The following is a 14,560-nucleotide window of genomic DNA, read 5'->3' on the forward strand; positions in this document are numbered from 1 at the left end:
CTACAAAAACCATACTGACTGTACACAGATATTGATATTCACTCGATACCATGCGGCTAAACCGGCTTTCCACCCAATCGCGCTCGTGCTACCGGTTTTTCGATCCCGATTTCTCGACGTCGAGAACCGGGAGGGAAAGCGCTGAAGGTCCCGAGACCGATTCGGTGATCGGTCCTGTCGTTGCGCGTGTACCGGTCGGCCTCGTCCGCTAGAACCCTGATAGGATCGGTTATACGTCATTTCCGACCAGTCGCCACCCCGCTCTGGCGACTGACCGGTAACCAGTTACAACTGACCCTATGAACCCCTGATTGCGGCTTCACCGATGGGTCACGAGAACGTGCATCTCGGTAGCAGGAAACATACACTATAGTAATCAAACAATCTCTTTTTATTCCTCGAGGGCATTATCTCGCCAATGGCACTCGACTTCACCCCGACCACTGTCGACGAACTGGACCCGGATCGGCGTCCGTCGGTTCGGCTCGCGCTCCTCCCGGTTCTGGCGGTCGTCGTCTCTCTTGGTATCGGATCCGCAGTGCTCGGACTCGATCCGCACGTTCCGTTGCTCTGGAGTATCGTCTTCGTCGGCGCGTTCGGGCAGTACCTCGGGTATTCGTGGGCGGACCTCTACGATGGTATCTCGAACGGCCTCCTGATGGGGCTGCAGGCGTTGCTCATCATCTTCACCATTTACGCGCTCATCGCCACGTGGGTCGACGCGGGAACCATTCCGGCGATGATGTACTACGGTCTCGAGTTGCTGTCGCCGATGGTGTTCCTGCCCGTTGCGACCGTTTTGGCCGCCGTCGTCGCGTTTGCCATCGGTTCCTCGTGGACGACGGTCGGAACCCTCGGCGTCGCGTTCGTCGGCATCGGAACCGGTCTCGGCGTTCCGAGCGCGATGACTGTCGGAGCGGTGATCTCGGGGGCGTACGCAGGCGACAAGCAATCGCCCCTCTCGGACACGACCAACCTCGCCGCGGGTGTGACGAACACGCCGCTGTACGACCACATTCGTCGCATGCGGACGGGAACGCTGATCGCCTTCGGGATCGCGGTTCTCGCCTTCGCGGCACTCGGACTCCAGTCGAGCGGATCCGTCCCGGCCGAACGGGTCGTGGAGATCCAGAGCGCCCTCGCCGGAACGTACGACGTTTCGCCGCTGGTGTTTCTCCCGCTCGTGATCACGTTCGGCTTCGCCCTTCGTGGCTACCCCGCGCTTCCGACGCTCGTAGTCGGCGTCTTCGCCGGCGTCTTCACCTCGATACTCGTCCAGGGGACCGGGTTCGTCCCTGCCTGGGAAGTCTTTCTGAACGGAACGAACCCCGCCACCGGTTTGGAACTCGTCGACGAACTCCTCGAGACGGGCGGGCTCACCGGATCGGCCTGGACGATCACGGTCGTCGTGGCTGCGCTTGTCCTCGGTGGCCTCCTCGAGAAAACGGGCGTTCTCGCGGTGCTCGCCCACCGGCTCTCGCAGGGGGTTCGGAGTTCGGGAGGACTGATCGCCGGCACGGGCGTCTCAGCGATCCTCATCAACGCGCTCACCGCCCAGCAGTACATGAGCATCGTCCTGCCGGGAATGACGCTTCGAAACCTCTACGAGGAGTTCGACCTGGATAGCGACCAACTTTCTCGAGCGGTCGAGGCGGCGGGAACGCCCACCGGTGCGCTCATTCCGTGGCACGCGGGCGGGGTGTTTATGGCCTCCGCCACCGGCGTTCCGACGCTCGAGTACGCCCCGTACTACCTGTTCGGGATGCTCTCTCCGCTGGTGTTGTTCGCGATGGCGCTGACCGGTTTCGGCGTTCCGTCGACCCACCGTGCCGAGACCGTTCAGACGGCAGATTGAGGGACGACTGTCGAACGAGGACCTGTACGGTAATCGGAAAATAACACATTGAATGTTCGACTATTAGAGAGTAATGACAGAAAACACTGAGAGTGTTAGCGAGGAAATCGCAACTATACTTCGGATTCTACTTTGTTAACGGCCGGTACCATTCTGTGAGAAAAATCCTATACCACTCTCTATCTGGGTATAAAATGGCAATTATGGCTAAAATACGGGAAATATAAAATATATGGGCGCATTTTCACCTTCCACGTGTAGCATCTGCGGATTCAATCACTCGAAGAAACTACTGGAATCACAGAATGCATTCGAAACTGGCTGGTATTGAGTATTATCTCAAATGGGAGAGTTACTTACAACTTCGATTTCCGCCGAACCGATATCGCTGTTCGCCGCTCGAGAGATCTCTGCTACGCGGTCGTCGGGTTCGCTACTCGGTCGTCAGTTGCGGGCCGATACTCGCCGTGTCTCCCTCCCGAAGTGTGACGATCTCGCCGAACCCGACTGATTCGCCGACCGAAACGCCGGAACTTTCCAACTGAGCGATGAGGCTCACGCCGTCATCGAACCGAACCAGTCCGAGGTAATTCGGCGTTTTCACGCCCGGGGGCGTCGCGTGCACGGTCGTCGTCGCGACGACTTGCCCCGGGCCGAGTCCGTACGTCTCGAACGACGACGACCCGCAGTCGAGACAGCGATCGCGCGTATAGTACCAGCTACTCGAGCAGTTCGTGCATCGAAACGCTTGGCCCGCGTCGTCGCTTTCGACTGTAGGCTCTCTGCTCTCGTTCATATTTTCCCCGTCATGCTCGCTTCACGATCGTACAGATCGAATTGTTCCCGAACCCGGCGACGTTGATCGCCAACCCGACATCTGGATCATCGAGCTGGCGGCCCTCCCCGGGCGCGTCGCCACGAAGTTGCCAGACGAGTTCGATCACCTGTGAGACGCCGGTCGCACCGAGCGGATGCCCTCGAGCTTTGAGTCCACCGCCGGGATTGACCGGCAGTTCTCCGCCGCGATCGGTTCGCCCGTCGAGCGTCGCCCGCCACGCTTGCCCGCTATCGTAGAAACCGAGTTCCTCGAGTTCGAGCAGCTCGAGGATCGTAAACGCGTCGTGGATACAGGCGACGTCGACGTCCTCGTGGGTGATCGAGGCGCTTTCCATGGCTCGTTTGCCCGCGAGCGCGACGCTCTCGATCTCGAGCGGATCCGGTCGTTCGGCGACCGCGTGGGAGCCGGTTGCACCCGCGATAGCTGACAACCGAATCTCCCCGCCGTCGGCCGACAGAACGACTGCGGCGGCGCCGTCGCTGGTCGGACAGCAATCGTACAGTCGGAGCGGTTCGGCGACCGGCGGCGAATCCAGAGCGTCCTCGATCGTAATCTCCTTCCGGAACTGGGCGTACGGGTTGGCGGCCGCATTTCGGTGGTTCTTGACCGCGACCGCTGCGAGCGCGTCTCGATCGGCGTCGTAGCGCTCGAGGTACGCGTCGGCCGCCAGTCCGGCGAACGAGGGCAGCGTCAGTCCCTGCACGTACTCGCGGTCGTGTGTGAGACTGCTGATTACGTCCGTCGCGGTGTCGGTGTCGACCGACGACATCGTCTCGACGCCGACGACGAGTGCGGTCCGCGACCGTCCGGCGCGGATCGCGTCGACCGCGCGAAGGAGTGCGCTCGCGCCGCTCGCGCTGGTGTTTTCGATTCGATCCGCCGTCGCGCCCTCGATTCCAAGCGCGCCACAGACGGCGTTCTCGAGGCCCGTTCGCGCGTCGAGCGCCTCGGCGGCCATGTTTCCGACGTGGACCGATTCGACGGCGCTGGGGTCGATCTCGGCGTCCTCGAGCGCGTCCCAGGCGACGCGTTCGGCGAGCTCGAGCGTGCTCGCCTGGGCGTCGCTTTCGAAGCGAGTCATTCCAACGCCGGTGATGGAGACGTCCATCGGAGCCCTCACTCCCCTCCGCCGAACGCGCCGCGGGCTTCGAGGTCGTCTAGTTCGTCCTCACTGTAGCCGAGGTCCGCGAATACGGATCGGTTATCCTCGCCGAGTTTGGGTGGGGGCGACTCGAAGCCGCTGTTCGAGCGGTCGTACTTGAGCGGGTGCTCGATGACCGGAATCTCGCCGCGCTCGGGATCCTCGATAGTCGTGACGGTGTCGCGCGCGTCCGTCTGCTCGTTGTAGAGCGCGTCTTCGGCCTCGAGAACGGGTCCAGCGGGGATGCCGGCTTCCTCGACGAGGAGGACCATCCACTCGTCCGTGGTCAACTCTCGGAACGTCTCCTCGAGTTCCGCCTCGAGTTCGTCCATGTGCTCGACCCGGTCGGCGTTCGTCTCGAAGCGCTCGTCGTCGACGAGGTCCGGTCGCTCGAGGGCCGTACAGAGGCCCTTCCAGAGCTTCTGGTTGAGGCAGGCGACGTTGATATGGCCGTCAGCCGTCTCGAACGTCTGGTAGGGTGCGAGGACGGGATCTTTGGTTCCCATCCGCGAGGGCGATTCGCCGGCGAAGACTTTTCCGGCCTGTTTGGTCAGCCACGGTAGCGCGGCGTCGAGCATGCCCAAATCGATGTACTCGCCCTCGCCGGTTCGCTCACGCCGGTAGAGCGCGTTCGAGACGCCGAAGGCGGCCCACATCGCGGTGATGAGGTCGGTCATCGGAAGTCCGACTTTCACCGGTTTGCTGTCGGGTTCGCCCGTGACGCTCATGATGCCGCTCATGCCCTGAATCAGCAGGTCGTAGCCCGGACGCTCTCGCCAGGGGCCGGTCTGGCCGAACGCCGAAATCGCACAGTAGATGATGTCGTCGTTGTGCGATCGAATCGCGTCCTCGTCGACGTCCAACCGCTCGGCGGTTCCCGGGCGGTAGTTCTGGATGAAGACGTCGGCCTCGCTCGCGAGTTCGTACAGCGCCTCTCGGCCAGCCTCGGATTTCAGGTCGAGTTCGACGCTCTTCTTGCCGTAGTTGACCGACCAGAAGTAGGGCGATTCGCCGTCGATGAACGGCGGGCCTGAGTGGCGATTATCGTCGCCGACTTCGGGCCGTTCGACCTTGATGACTTCCGCGCCCTGGTTCGCGAGCATCAACGAACAGAAGCCGCCGGTGACGAACGTCGTTAGATCGAGGACTCTCACGCCGTCTAAGATGCGATCGCTGCCAGTCATGTGATGTCGTATCACTCCGTACGGATCGGGGAAAAAGCTTCCTATCAGGTCGGACGGCGGCTCGTGGGAACCGCCAGCCCGCTGGAACGTCACTCGAGTGCCGACGTTCGAACCACCGCCACGTCCTCGCCGGCCGCGATATCGCTCGTCGTCAGGACGAACCCGTCGGCCGCGGCCGCTCGCGTGCTCGAGGAGAGGACGCTCGGGTCGAACGTCTCCTCGTAGACCGCGAGCGGGGAGTCGACGTGACCGAGCGGGGTCGCCGTTTCGTCCTCGAGCGTGACCGGAATCACGTACTCGAACCCTTCTGGGCCGAGGCCGATATCGTGGGTCATTTGGTATTCGACGGTGGGAACGCCCTTCTCGCCGGTGAACAGCGCTCGAGCGACGAACGCGGCGCTGACGTACGCGCCGATCGGTTTCCCCGGAATGGCGACGGCGAGCGCGTCGTACTCGGGCAACCGAGCGACGGCGATGGGTTTCCCCGGACGAATCCGAACGCGGTGAAAGTCGACGTCTCCGAGATTCGCGAGGGCGTCGATGACGTAGTCCTTCGCGCCGACGCTCGTGCCGCCGGTGGTCACGACCACGTCGTGCTCGAGGGCGAGTTCTTCGATCCGCGTTTCGACCCGGTTTCCTTCGTCGGGAACCGATCCTTCGTAGGTCGGCTCGTGGCCCCACGAACGGAGTAGGTTACACAGCATCGGCGAATCGAGGTCGGTGTGACGGCCCTCGTGAATTTCGGTGCCGGTCGCCAGAACGCCGACGGAGAACGGCTCCGTGACTTCCACCGCCTCGCGACCGATATCGCCGAGCAAAATCGCGTCCAGCGCGGAGAGTCGGTCTCCACTCGAGTAGAGCCGATCGCCCGCCGACAGGTTCGAGCCGCGCTCGTAGACGTACGTTCCCGCCGAGAGCGACGGCGGAGCGATCATCCCGTTCTCGAGGTCGACGTCTTCCTGTTTGACGACCGTATCCGCCCGTTCAGGGAGGGGCGCTCCCGTCGCGATTTCGATCGCCTGGCCGGACTCGATCGTCGGCCGGTCGGATTCGGGGTAGCTCGTTCCGGAAACGACCTCGAGCGGGCCATCGTCGCTCGAGGCGAACGCGTAGCCGTCCATCGTCGCCCGATCAGTGGCTGGTTGATCTGCGGGTGCGAGGATCGTTTCGGCGAGGTGGTGGCCAGCGATATCCTCGACCGGACGGGCTGTCGTCGCTCGAGACTCGAGAAACCCCTCTCGAACGGAGAGTGTTCGTTTCGTTGCCTCTTTTCGCCAGATAAGATCGTCGTGCTCGCTCATGGCGATACCTCACCGGGCATCGAAAAAAGCGTTTGGTGAGCCGACTACTCCCGTTTCTGATGGCGGTCTTCGGTTTCTTCTGCTTCTTCTCGGACCGCCTCGATGGCGGGCTCGAGTTCCGCATAGAGCGTTTCGACGTCTTCGGGGAAAATTTCGACCGGCTTGGGTTGACTGTGGGTATGTACCCGAACGCGATCTCGATGCTTGTAGGTCCGGTAGAGACTCCAGAGACCTGCCGCGGCGAACCCGCCGCCCAAAAGCGGATTCGACATCATCGAGTAGAGTCCGAACACGACGAGCGCACCGCTGAGAATCGCGAGAAACCAGTTGAACGCCTCGTTGTTGATTTCCTCGACGTTCGTGTAGGGGATACTCGTGAGTTCGTCGTCTGCTTTGACCAGCAGCCGCTTTTCGGTGACGCCAACTTCCTCGTTGTTTCGAAGCCCCCCTCTGTAGTGGAGTCGTTCTCCGCGATCGAGGTCGAGGCCGTGTCGACTCGGCATTGCCAATGTGTGGGTGAGGCCACCTAATCAAATTTTCCCCCGACTGCTAAAAAAGCGCGAACGACTCGTCGATTAGTCGGCCTGATCGACCGGTTTTTGCTCGTCACCGGAGCGCATCTGCTCGAAGTAGGTGACGAATTCGTCTTCGCCTTCGGCCAACTGGTCCCACTGTGTGAGTCCGCGCTCCTCTCGAGTGCCGCGGATCGTGTTGTCCAGCAGGACAGCGATGATACCACCAACCGCCATCGTCGTCGATCCGATCACGAAGATCGTATCAGATATCACCTGCTGACCGAGGATTGGTCCAATTACGGCGGCGTTGGACGTGATTTCCTCTCGGAAGTAGTCGGTGGCTCCCATATCGGCGGCCCCGGCGGCCGCTTCGATGTTGCCCATGTACACCGGAATCGCGAGTCCCATGAACAGGGCGATACCGATAATGAAGACGTTGCGCGAGGAGTCGAGGTCGACGTACTTGAGATTCGAGAGACCGACCGCGGCGATCTGTCCGAACATCGCGATGTACAGTGCGCCGACGATCGGGGCCGGAATCGTCGTGATAAACGCGCCGAAGTAGCCGATAAATCCGACGACGAGCATCACGACTGCGCCGATCTGGACGACGTAGCGGGATGCGACGCCGGTGATACCGATCGCACCGATGTTCTCACCGTAGGACGTCGATCCGTTACCCGTCCCCATGATGCCGGCGATGATGTTCCCGATCCCTTCCATCCCGATTCCGTGGTTGATCCGTTTTTCACTCGGTGCGCCAACGCCGGCGATCCGGGCGACCGCGTAGTAGTCGCCGAGGCTTTCGACCATCGATGCGAGGATTCCGGCGAAGATACCGATCGCGAACGCGAAGGTAAACTCCGGAATACCCCATTGCAGCGGTACGATCGGTTGAATCAGGGACGCCTCAGCGACAGCTCCGGTGTCGACGTAGCCGGTCGTTTCTGAACCGTAGACACCCGTAAACGAGAGCACTGCGGCGACGATCCAGGCGACGGCGATTCCCAGAAGCACCGGGAACAGTTTCGCGTACCGACTGTACTGGTCGAGGTACTGTGAGAACAGCACGATCAGGAACAGGGTGAGCCCGAGCAGCCACCAGTTCTGGTCCACCGTCGTCACGTCCGCGACGTCGAACAGGGAGAGACCGATCAGCACGATCACCGGTGCGATCACGACCGGTGAGAGGTAGTATTTGAGCTTCCCGAGCACACCGATGTATCCGAGCCCGACCTGGACGACCGCAGACGCGATGATCGCCCCCTGTAACTCGAGTATCGTGACTTCCCAGCCAACGCCCTGTGCACCGAGCGCACCGATGATCGCAAGCGCCGGTGCGAGCAGGGCGAACGTCCCGCCCTGTACGATCGGGTATCGATTCCCGAACGTCGTCTGTAACAGCGTTGCGATCCCCGAGACGACGAAGAAGGTTCCGACGAGCCTCGCCGTTTCACCGTCGGGCATCCCCATCGCACCTGCGAGGATCAAGGGGATCGCGACGGTCGCCCCGATCATCGTTAAATAGTGTTGTAAACCGAGGAGGACCGATTCTCCCAGCGGCGGTTTGTCCTCGATTCCGTACTCGACGAACGACGCCTCTTCTCGAGAGACGGAGCCCCCGTCCGCCTCTATATCGTCCGAATTGCCAGTATTTTCTGTCATGTGTATCTCTTTCCCCGGCTCTCACCGAGTGTGCTGTACGAGGGTATGCCACACTCGAACAGACATGCGACCAAAAACCCGTGGAATGTACATAAAGGTACCGGCACTACTGAATATCGATTCGGCCCTTTTCCGGCGACTGTGCGTCGTTGGTCGGAAATCCGAACCTTCGACCGGTATCTGTCAAGAAATCGTTCGACTTTCTGTCCTCGAGTTCGGACGACCCGTATCAGAAACCGGTCACGTGGGGATACACTCTTACAGGATGACCGTCTCTGTGGGAGTGATGGCATCCGATCCGGAGTACGCGGTCCACGCCGAGTTAAACGTACAGGTCGAAACGCGTGACGGAGTACAGCTTGCGACTGACGTCTATCGTCCCGCCGACCCGGCGACGGGCGAGCCGATCGACGAACCGAAACCGGTCCTGCTCGATCGGACCCCCTACGGCAAGCGGGGGCGCATGGAACGACACGGCGAGTGGTACGCCAAACGCGGCTACGTCGTGGCGATACAGGACTGTCGCGGCCGGTTCGACAGCGAGGGCGAGTACTACATCTTCAAAAACGAACCCGAGGACGGCTACGACACCGTCGAGTGGCTCGCCGAACAGCCCTACTGCGACGGGCAGGTCGGTACCTTCGGCACCTCCTACGGCGCGTGGGTCCAGAGCGCGCTCGCGACCCAGGACCCGCCCCATCTCGAGGCCATGTTCGTCAATCAGGGCGCGGCCAACGGCCGAAAGGCGACGTTCCGTCACAACGGCGCGTTCGAACTGCGCTGGCTCGCCTGGGCCTTTACCCTCGGCGGCGGCTTCGCCAAACGCGCGCTCGAGAACGAAGACGTCCAGCAGCGACTGGCCAACGTCGACGTCGGCGATGTCCTCGAGAACGGGCCCGTCCAGCGCGGGCAGTCCCCGCTGCGACACATCCCGGACTACGAGGAGTGGGCCTTCGACATCATGACCAACGGTAGCGCCAGCGACGAACTCTGGCAGGAACCCGGCCTCAACTTCGAGGCGTTCTACGACGAGTCGGCAGACGTCCCGACCGTCTACTCGGGCGCGTGGTACGACTCCTACACGAAGGCGACCTGCGACAACTTCGAGGCGCTGGCCGACCGCAAGGAGAGCGATCACTACCTGCTGATGGGGCCCTGGACCCACGGCTGGAACGGCTATCCGCTCCCCTCGTGGAACAAGTCCTACTCCGGCGAACTCGAGTTCGGCGAGGAGTGTCTCCGGGACTACCAGCACACACGCTTGCGGTTTTTCGATCACTACCTCAAGGGTGAAGACACATGGTCGGACCAGCCGACGGTCCAGTACTTCGAGATGGGGACCGGCGACGGATCGCGTTCGGGAGACCGCCTCTTCCACGGCGGCGAGTGGCGCTCGTCGACGGAGTGGCCGCTTCCCGATACCGAGTTCGAGACGTACTACATTCACGGTGACGGGACGCTCTCGCCGGAGAAGCCGACGGTCGACGAGGCCTCGACGACCTACGAGTTCGATCCAACCGATCCCGTTCCGACCCTCGGGGGCAACTGTTCGTCGTACATCACCTACGAACAGCGCGAAGAGAACATCCTCGAGTACCCCCTCGCACAGCGGAAACTGCAGGATCTCACGGGTCGGGGCGGCTACGACCAGCGCACGCGTCCGGACACGCTTGGTGCCGACGAACCCTACGGCCCGCTCGAGGAGCGAAACGACGTGCTCGTTTATCGCACGCCGCCGCTCGAAGAAGCCGTCGAGGTTACCGGCCCGATCAACGTGACGGTGTACGGGTCGACCGACGCGCCGGATACGGACTTCACCGCGAAACTGATCGACGAATATCCGGCCAGCAAGGACTTCCCTAACGGGTTCGCCGTCAACGTCTCGGACTCGATCTGTCGCGGCCGGTACCGCGGCTACCGCGACGAGCCGGACTTCCTCGAGCCCGAGACGGTCTATGAGTTCGAGATGGAGCCGTATCCGACCTCGACGGTCTTCGAGGCGGGTCACCGAATCCGGCTCGACATCTCCTCGTCGAACTATCCGCGCTTTGACGTGAACCACAACACAGGCGGTCCGCTCTACGGCGACCGCGAGTACAACGTCGCGAACAACACCGTCCACCACGATAGCGAGTACGCGACGCAGATCGAATTGCCTGTCCAACCGCGGTAGTCGACGCGGATCGAATCCGCTGAGCATATCGTTTTCTCTTTCCTTTTTAGTGGCCGATCGACCGGACCCACAGCGCCCAGATCGCGCCGACGGAGAGTCCCATCGCGGCGAAGCCGGCGGCGTATCCCGCCGTCGCGGCCAGCAACCAGCCGACGAGCCACGGGTACGCAAGCGCGCCGGCGTTACCGACGAGCAACATGCCCGACAGTGTCACCCCCGAATCGTCCGTCAGTTCGGAGAACGCGAGGCTGAACAGCGGACCGAACGGAATCCCGAACCCGAAGCCAGTCGCGACGAGCCCGACCGAGATTCCGAGTGCGGAATCCGCTGTGATCGCCACTGCGAGTCCGACGAGGACGACCGCGAGTCCGAGCAACGATCCCGACACCGTCGCCCGCTCGCCGTAGTCACGGGAGAGCCAGCCGCCGAGCCCGCGACCGAGGACGGTCGCCAGCGCGAATCCGACGAGGACGACGACGGACGGGACGGCGACCTCGGCGAGCACTTCCGTGTACCAGGTCGCCGCGACCATCAGAAAGCCGAAGGTCGCCATGTTTCCGAGGCCAAGCGCGAGGCCGCCGGTCGACGTGAACGGTTCGACGTACGAACGAAACGAGGTCACGGCGTTCCCGGTGACGCCGGCGAGTCGACCCGTGAGCACACAGCCCGCGAACGTGACCGCGGCTGCGGATATCACGGGCGCTGTCGCCCCGTATACGTCGACTGCGGGAGGGCTCGCCGCTAATCCGACCGCGAGTCCCAGCGTAAAGAGCGCGCCGAGCATTCCCTGTGCTGTCGCAGTGTCGGCCCCGCTCGTCCGCAGGCCGACGTATTTCATTCCGGCTACGAACGCCGTTCCCTGTCCGAGTCCGAGCAATAACCGCGATAGATAGGTCGTCTCGAGGGTGACGACGCCCCCGATCGCGATTCCGACGCCGGCTCCGGCGAGTCCGAGCGCGGCGACTCGTTCGACCCGCACCGTCCGAGTCAGCCTGTCCGCGGGAACGACTGCGAGCAGTTGGCCGAGTAAAAACAGAGACATGCCGAATCCCGCCGCATCGGGTTCGACCCCGCTCGCGATAAGCAACGTAACGTAGGTGCCGTAGGACCCGGCGGCGAGTCCGAGCCCGAACAATCCGACGCCAACGGAACCCACCGCACGCCAGGGAATAGCTCGGCTACTGGTCGACATCCGCTTCGCGGTTGCCATTGGAATGTCCAACCCGTTACCTCATTAAATGCGTTGCGACGTAAGCGACGCCGCCGGAGTTGTCGATCATGTGGACACACCGAAGAAAAGTATATACGTGTGAGATTAAATTTCAGTTTGTAAGATGGATGGTAACACTATACATCCTGATGGTGACGCTACGAAGTCTTCTTCGTCCGGAGATGACCAACTGATCGAGTACGGGATCGAAGACGATCCCAAGTTGACGGAGGCGATTCCGCTCGGGTTGCAACACCTGCTGGCGATGTTCCTCTCGACGGTCGCCTTGCCGCTCGTGATCGCGGGCGCGATCGGGCTCAACGACGCCGAAACTGCGTTTATCGTTCAGATGGCGTTGCTGGTCGCCGGACTCGCGACGATCGTTCAGGTGTACTCGATCGGACCAGTCGGCGCGCGACTGCCGATCGTGATGGGAACGAGCGCGATTTTCGTCGCTCCGCTGATCAACATCGGCGCGACCTACGGCGTTGCCGCCATCTTCGGTGCGGTCATCGTCGCCGCCCCTGTCGAACTCGTGATTGGATACTTCTACGAGGATCTTCGTCGACTGTTCCCGCCGCTCGTGACGGGAATCGTCGTCATGCTCGTCGGCCTGACGCTTATTCCGGTCGCCATGGACTACTCCGCCGGCGGACCGGGGTCCGAAAACTTCGGCGCGCTGTACAACCTCGGCCTCGCCGGACTCGTCTTCGTCCTCGCGATCGGGCTGAACCAGTACCTCGAGGGCTTTCTCTCGATCTCGAGCATCCTGATCGCGGTGGTCGTCGGGTACATCGTCGCGTACCCGCTCGGCTTGCTTGATCTCTCGGGTGTTGCCAACGCCGCGTGGGTCGAGGTGCCGATGCCCCTGGAGTTCGGCCTTGAGTTCCACCCGAGCGCCATCTTGATCGCCGCCTTCGCCTACATCATCGCTTCGATCGAGACGATCGGGGACATCGAAGGAACGACCGGAACGGTGGGTCGAAGAGCGACGTCGGACGAAATGAGCGGCGGACTCCTCGCGGACGGCGTCATGAGCATGTTCGCCGGCGTGTTCAACGCGTTTCCCAACACTTCGTTCTCGCAAAACGTCGGTCTCATCGGATTCACCGGCGTCGCAAGCCGATTCGTCGTCGGGATTTGCGGCGTCTTTCTCGTGGTCCTCGGACTCATCCCGAAGGTTTCGGCCGTCGCCGCGGCGATGCCCGATCCGGTCCTCGGCGGCGCGGCCATCGTCCTCTTCGGGATGATCTTCTCGATCGGGCTCCGTATCGTCTCGAACCGCGTCGAGCTAAACCGCCGGAACCTGACGATCATCGCCGTCTCCGTCGTCCTCGGCGTCGGCGTCGAGATCACCCCCGAGATGCTCGAGCAACTGCCCGAAGACGTGCAGGTGCTTGTCGGCTCCGGCCTGCTCGTCGGCGGCGTCGCCGCGCTCGTGCTCAATCTGGTTCTGCCGGGCGACGGCGGACTGGACGGAGAGCCAACCCGGTCGACGACCGACGACTGACGGATCGGTCACTCATCGGCAAAAACAACGAATCTCCTTCGAAATTACGGCTCGAGAACGATCATCCCGTGGCTCTCGCCGTTCCTGATGCGCTCGTGTGCGCCCGGCACCTCCTCGAGCCCGATGCGTTCGGTGATCACGGGACTGATCCTGTCGGCCGCAAACAACTCTCCGGCACGGACGACTTCGTCCTTCGTCGCGTACCGTGACCCGACCAGTGCCCCCTCCTTGACGACGAATTCCTTTAATTGCGGCGCGAACGAGCGGTCGTGGTGGGTCGTCAGCGTGACGACCTGCCCACCCATTCCGAGCGCGTCCCATGCGGCCTCGAGCGTCTCGATGTCGCCGACGGTATCGACGACGACGGTGGGGCCGCGATCGGTCGCCGCCGTCTCGCGAAGCCGCTCGCCGAACCGGTCCCCGCGAGCGTCGACCGGCCGAACCGCGTCGCCGGTCGCACGATCGACGTGCTCGAGTCGATCGTCGTCGATATCGACCGCGAGCACTCGAGCGCCTCGACGGGCGGCGAGTTGCGAGAGGTGGACGCCGACGCGTCCCGCGGCCCCGATGATGACGACGGTGTCGGTGTCGTCGATACCGGTTCGTCGACAGACGTGAAGGGGTGTTGCGAGCCCGTCGGCGGCGACGGCTCCCTCGGCGAAACTCGCACCGTCGGGCAGGGGGAGCACGTTCGCTGCGGGTGCAATCGCCTTCTCGGCGTAAGCTCCGTCGCGGTGCACGCCGTACCAGCCGCCGAAATCCAGACACTGGTTCGTCTCGCCGCGACGGCAGGCCGAACAGGTGCCACAGGAGAGATAAAAGTACGCGACGACTCGATCCCCCGGCGTCACGCCCTCAACGCCATCGCCGACGGCGTCGACGATCCCGGCGAACTCGTGACCCGGAATTCGCGGCGTGAGCTCGGAATCGTCCGCGAGCCCGCCCTGGATCGCGTTTTCGATCGTTCGGGTGACGCCGCAGGCGCGAACGTCGATTCGAACCTCGTCCGGCCCGGGTTCGGGTTCTGGAACCGTTTCGACCGAGAGCGATCCGCCCCACTCCTCGAGAACGCACGCGTTCATGCTCATACATACCGCTGTTCGCGCGAGGCTAATAGGATTACCCCCCGAGGAACCCGTTCGGCATCGTTTCTTTCTGGCACTCCTAA

11 protein-coding genes are annotated in these 14,560 nt (G+C 62.5%); 3 read left to right on the forward strand and 8 right to left on the reverse strand.

The window, feature by feature from the left end:
• Positions 1 to 418: 418 nt before the first annotated feature.
• Complete coding sequence (gene arcD / locus ACYQ14_RS20980) at positions 419 to 1,855, forward strand: arginine/ornithine antiporter ArcD (protein ID WP_459891144.1); 1,437 nt, start codon at positions 419 to 421, stop codon at positions 1,853 to 1,855.
• Positions 1,856 to 2,288: 433 nt separating this feature from the next.
• Here arcD and ACYQ14_RS20985 read toward each other — a convergent pair whose 3' ends face one another.
• From ACYQ14_RS20985 to ACYQ14_RS21010, 6 genes are all read right to left on the reverse strand, one after another.
• Positions 2,289 to 2,651: a Zn-ribbon domain-containing OB-fold protein gene (locus ACYQ14_RS20985; protein WP_459891146.1), complete on the reverse strand. Its 363-nt coding sequence runs from the start codon at positions 2,649 to 2,651 to the stop codon at positions 2,289 to 2,291.
• Positions 2,652 to 2,661: 10 nt separating this feature from the next.
• Positions 2,662 to 3,801: a thiolase family protein gene (locus ACYQ14_RS20990; protein ID WP_459891148.1), complete on the reverse strand. Its 1,140-nt coding sequence runs from the start codon at positions 3,799 to 3,801 to the stop codon at positions 2,662 to 2,664.
• 8 nt (positions 3,802 to 3,809) lie between these two features.
• On the reverse strand, positions 3,810 to 5,018 hold the full coding sequence (locus ACYQ14_RS20995; RefSeq protein WP_459891150.1) for a CaiB/BaiF CoA transferase family protein: 1,209 nt from the start codon (positions 5,016 to 5,018) through the stop codon (positions 3,810 to 3,812).
• A gap of 89 nt (positions 5,019 to 5,107) precedes the next feature.
• Positions 5,108 to 6,319 (reverse strand): molybdopterin molybdotransferase MoeA, encoded by a 1,212-nt coding sequence (locus tag ACYQ14_RS21000; protein ID WP_459891152.1) that lies wholly within the window; start codon positions 6,317 to 6,319, stop codon positions 5,108 to 5,110.
• A gap of 44 nt (positions 6,320 to 6,363) precedes the next feature.
• Positions 6,364 to 6,822: a hypothetical protein gene (locus tag ACYQ14_RS21005; protein ID WP_459891154.1), complete on the reverse strand. Its 459-nt coding sequence runs from the start codon at positions 6,820 to 6,822 to the stop codon at positions 6,364 to 6,366.
• Positions 6,823 to 6,894: 72 nt separating this feature from the next.
• Positions 6,895 to 8,499, reverse strand: coding sequence for a uracil-xanthine permease family protein (locus tag ACYQ14_RS21010; RefSeq protein ID WP_283837802.1), 1,605 nt, complete (start codon positions 8,497 to 8,499; stop codon positions 6,895 to 6,897).
• A 286-nt stretch (positions 8,500 to 8,785) separates the two neighbouring features.
• Here ACYQ14_RS21010 and ACYQ14_RS21015 point away from each other — a divergent pair, with 286 nt between their 5' ends.
• A complete protein-coding gene (locus tag ACYQ14_RS21015; RefSeq protein WP_459891157.1) occupies positions 8,786 to 10,672 on the forward strand; it encodes a CocE/NonD family hydrolase in 1,887 nt (628 codons plus the stop codon).
• Positions 10,673 to 10,718: 46 nt separating this feature from the next.
• Here ACYQ14_RS21015 and ACYQ14_RS21020 read toward each other — a convergent pair whose 3' ends face one another.
• Positions 10,719 to 11,882, reverse strand: coding sequence for an MFS transporter (locus tag ACYQ14_RS21020; RefSeq protein ID WP_459891159.1), 1,164 nt, complete (start codon positions 11,880 to 11,882; stop codon positions 10,719 to 10,721).
• A gap of 124 nt (positions 11,883 to 12,006) precedes the next feature.
• Between ACYQ14_RS21020 and ACYQ14_RS21025 the strand changes: the two genes are divergently transcribed.
• Positions 12,007 to 13,392 (forward strand): uracil-xanthine permease family protein, encoded by a 1,386-nt coding sequence (locus ACYQ14_RS21025; protein ID WP_459891161.1) that lies wholly within the window; start codon positions 12,007 to 12,009, stop codon positions 13,390 to 13,392.
• A 44-nt stretch (positions 13,393 to 13,436) separates the two neighbouring features.
• Here the strand turns inward: ACYQ14_RS21025 and ACYQ14_RS21030 are convergent, their stop codons facing one another.
• Positions 13,437 to 14,480, reverse strand: coding sequence for an alcohol dehydrogenase catalytic domain-containing protein (locus tag ACYQ14_RS21030; RefSeq protein WP_459891163.1), 1,044 nt, complete (start codon positions 14,478 to 14,480; stop codon positions 13,437 to 13,439).
• Positions 14,481 to 14,560: the final 80 nt, after the last annotated feature.

The sequence above is a fragment of the Halostagnicola bangensis genome (genome assembly GCF_054653435.1).

Bases quoted from the DNA above. Each gene is read 5' to 3' on its own strand.
- arcD (WP_459891144.1), top strand. From the start codon at position 419: ATGGCACTCGACTTCACCCCGACCACTGTCGACGAACTGGACCCGGAT.
- ACYQ14_RS20985 (WP_459891146.1), bottom strand. From the start codon at position 2,651: ATGAACGAGAGCAGAGAGCCTACAGTCGAAAGCGACGACGCGGGCCAA.
- ACYQ14_RS20990 (WP_459891148.1), bottom strand. From the start codon at position 3,801: ATGGACGTCTCCATCACCGGCGTTGGAATGACTCGCTTCGAAAGCGAC.
- ACYQ14_RS20995 (WP_459891150.1), bottom strand. From the start codon at position 5,018: ATGACTGGCAGCGATCGCATCTTAGACGGCGTGAGAGTCCTCGATCTA.
- ACYQ14_RS21000 (WP_459891152.1), bottom strand. From the start codon at position 6,319: ATGAGCGAGCACGACGATCTTATCTGGCGAAAAGAGGCAACGAAACGA.
- ACYQ14_RS21005 (WP_459891154.1), bottom strand. From the start codon at position 6,822: ATGCCGAGTCGACACGGCCTCGACCTCGATCGCGGAGAACGACTCCAC.
- ACYQ14_RS21010 (WP_283837802.1), bottom strand. From the start codon at position 8,499: ATGACAGAAAATACTGGCAATTCGGACGATATAGAGGCGGACGGGGGC.
- ACYQ14_RS21015 (WP_459891157.1), top strand. From the start codon at position 8,786: ATGGCATCCGATCCGGAGTACGCGGTCCACGCCGAGTTAAACGTACAG.
- ACYQ14_RS21020 (WP_459891159.1), bottom strand. From the start codon at position 11,882: ATGGCAACCGCGAAGCGGATGTCGACCAGTAGCCGAGCTATTCCCTGG.
- ACYQ14_RS21025 (WP_459891161.1), top strand. From the start codon at position 12,007: ATGGATGGTAACACTATACATCCTGATGGTGACGCTACGAAGTCTTCT.
- ACYQ14_RS21030 (WP_459891163.1), bottom strand. From the start codon at position 14,480: ATGAGCATGAACGCGTGCGTTCTCGAGGAGTGGGGCGGATCGCTCTCG.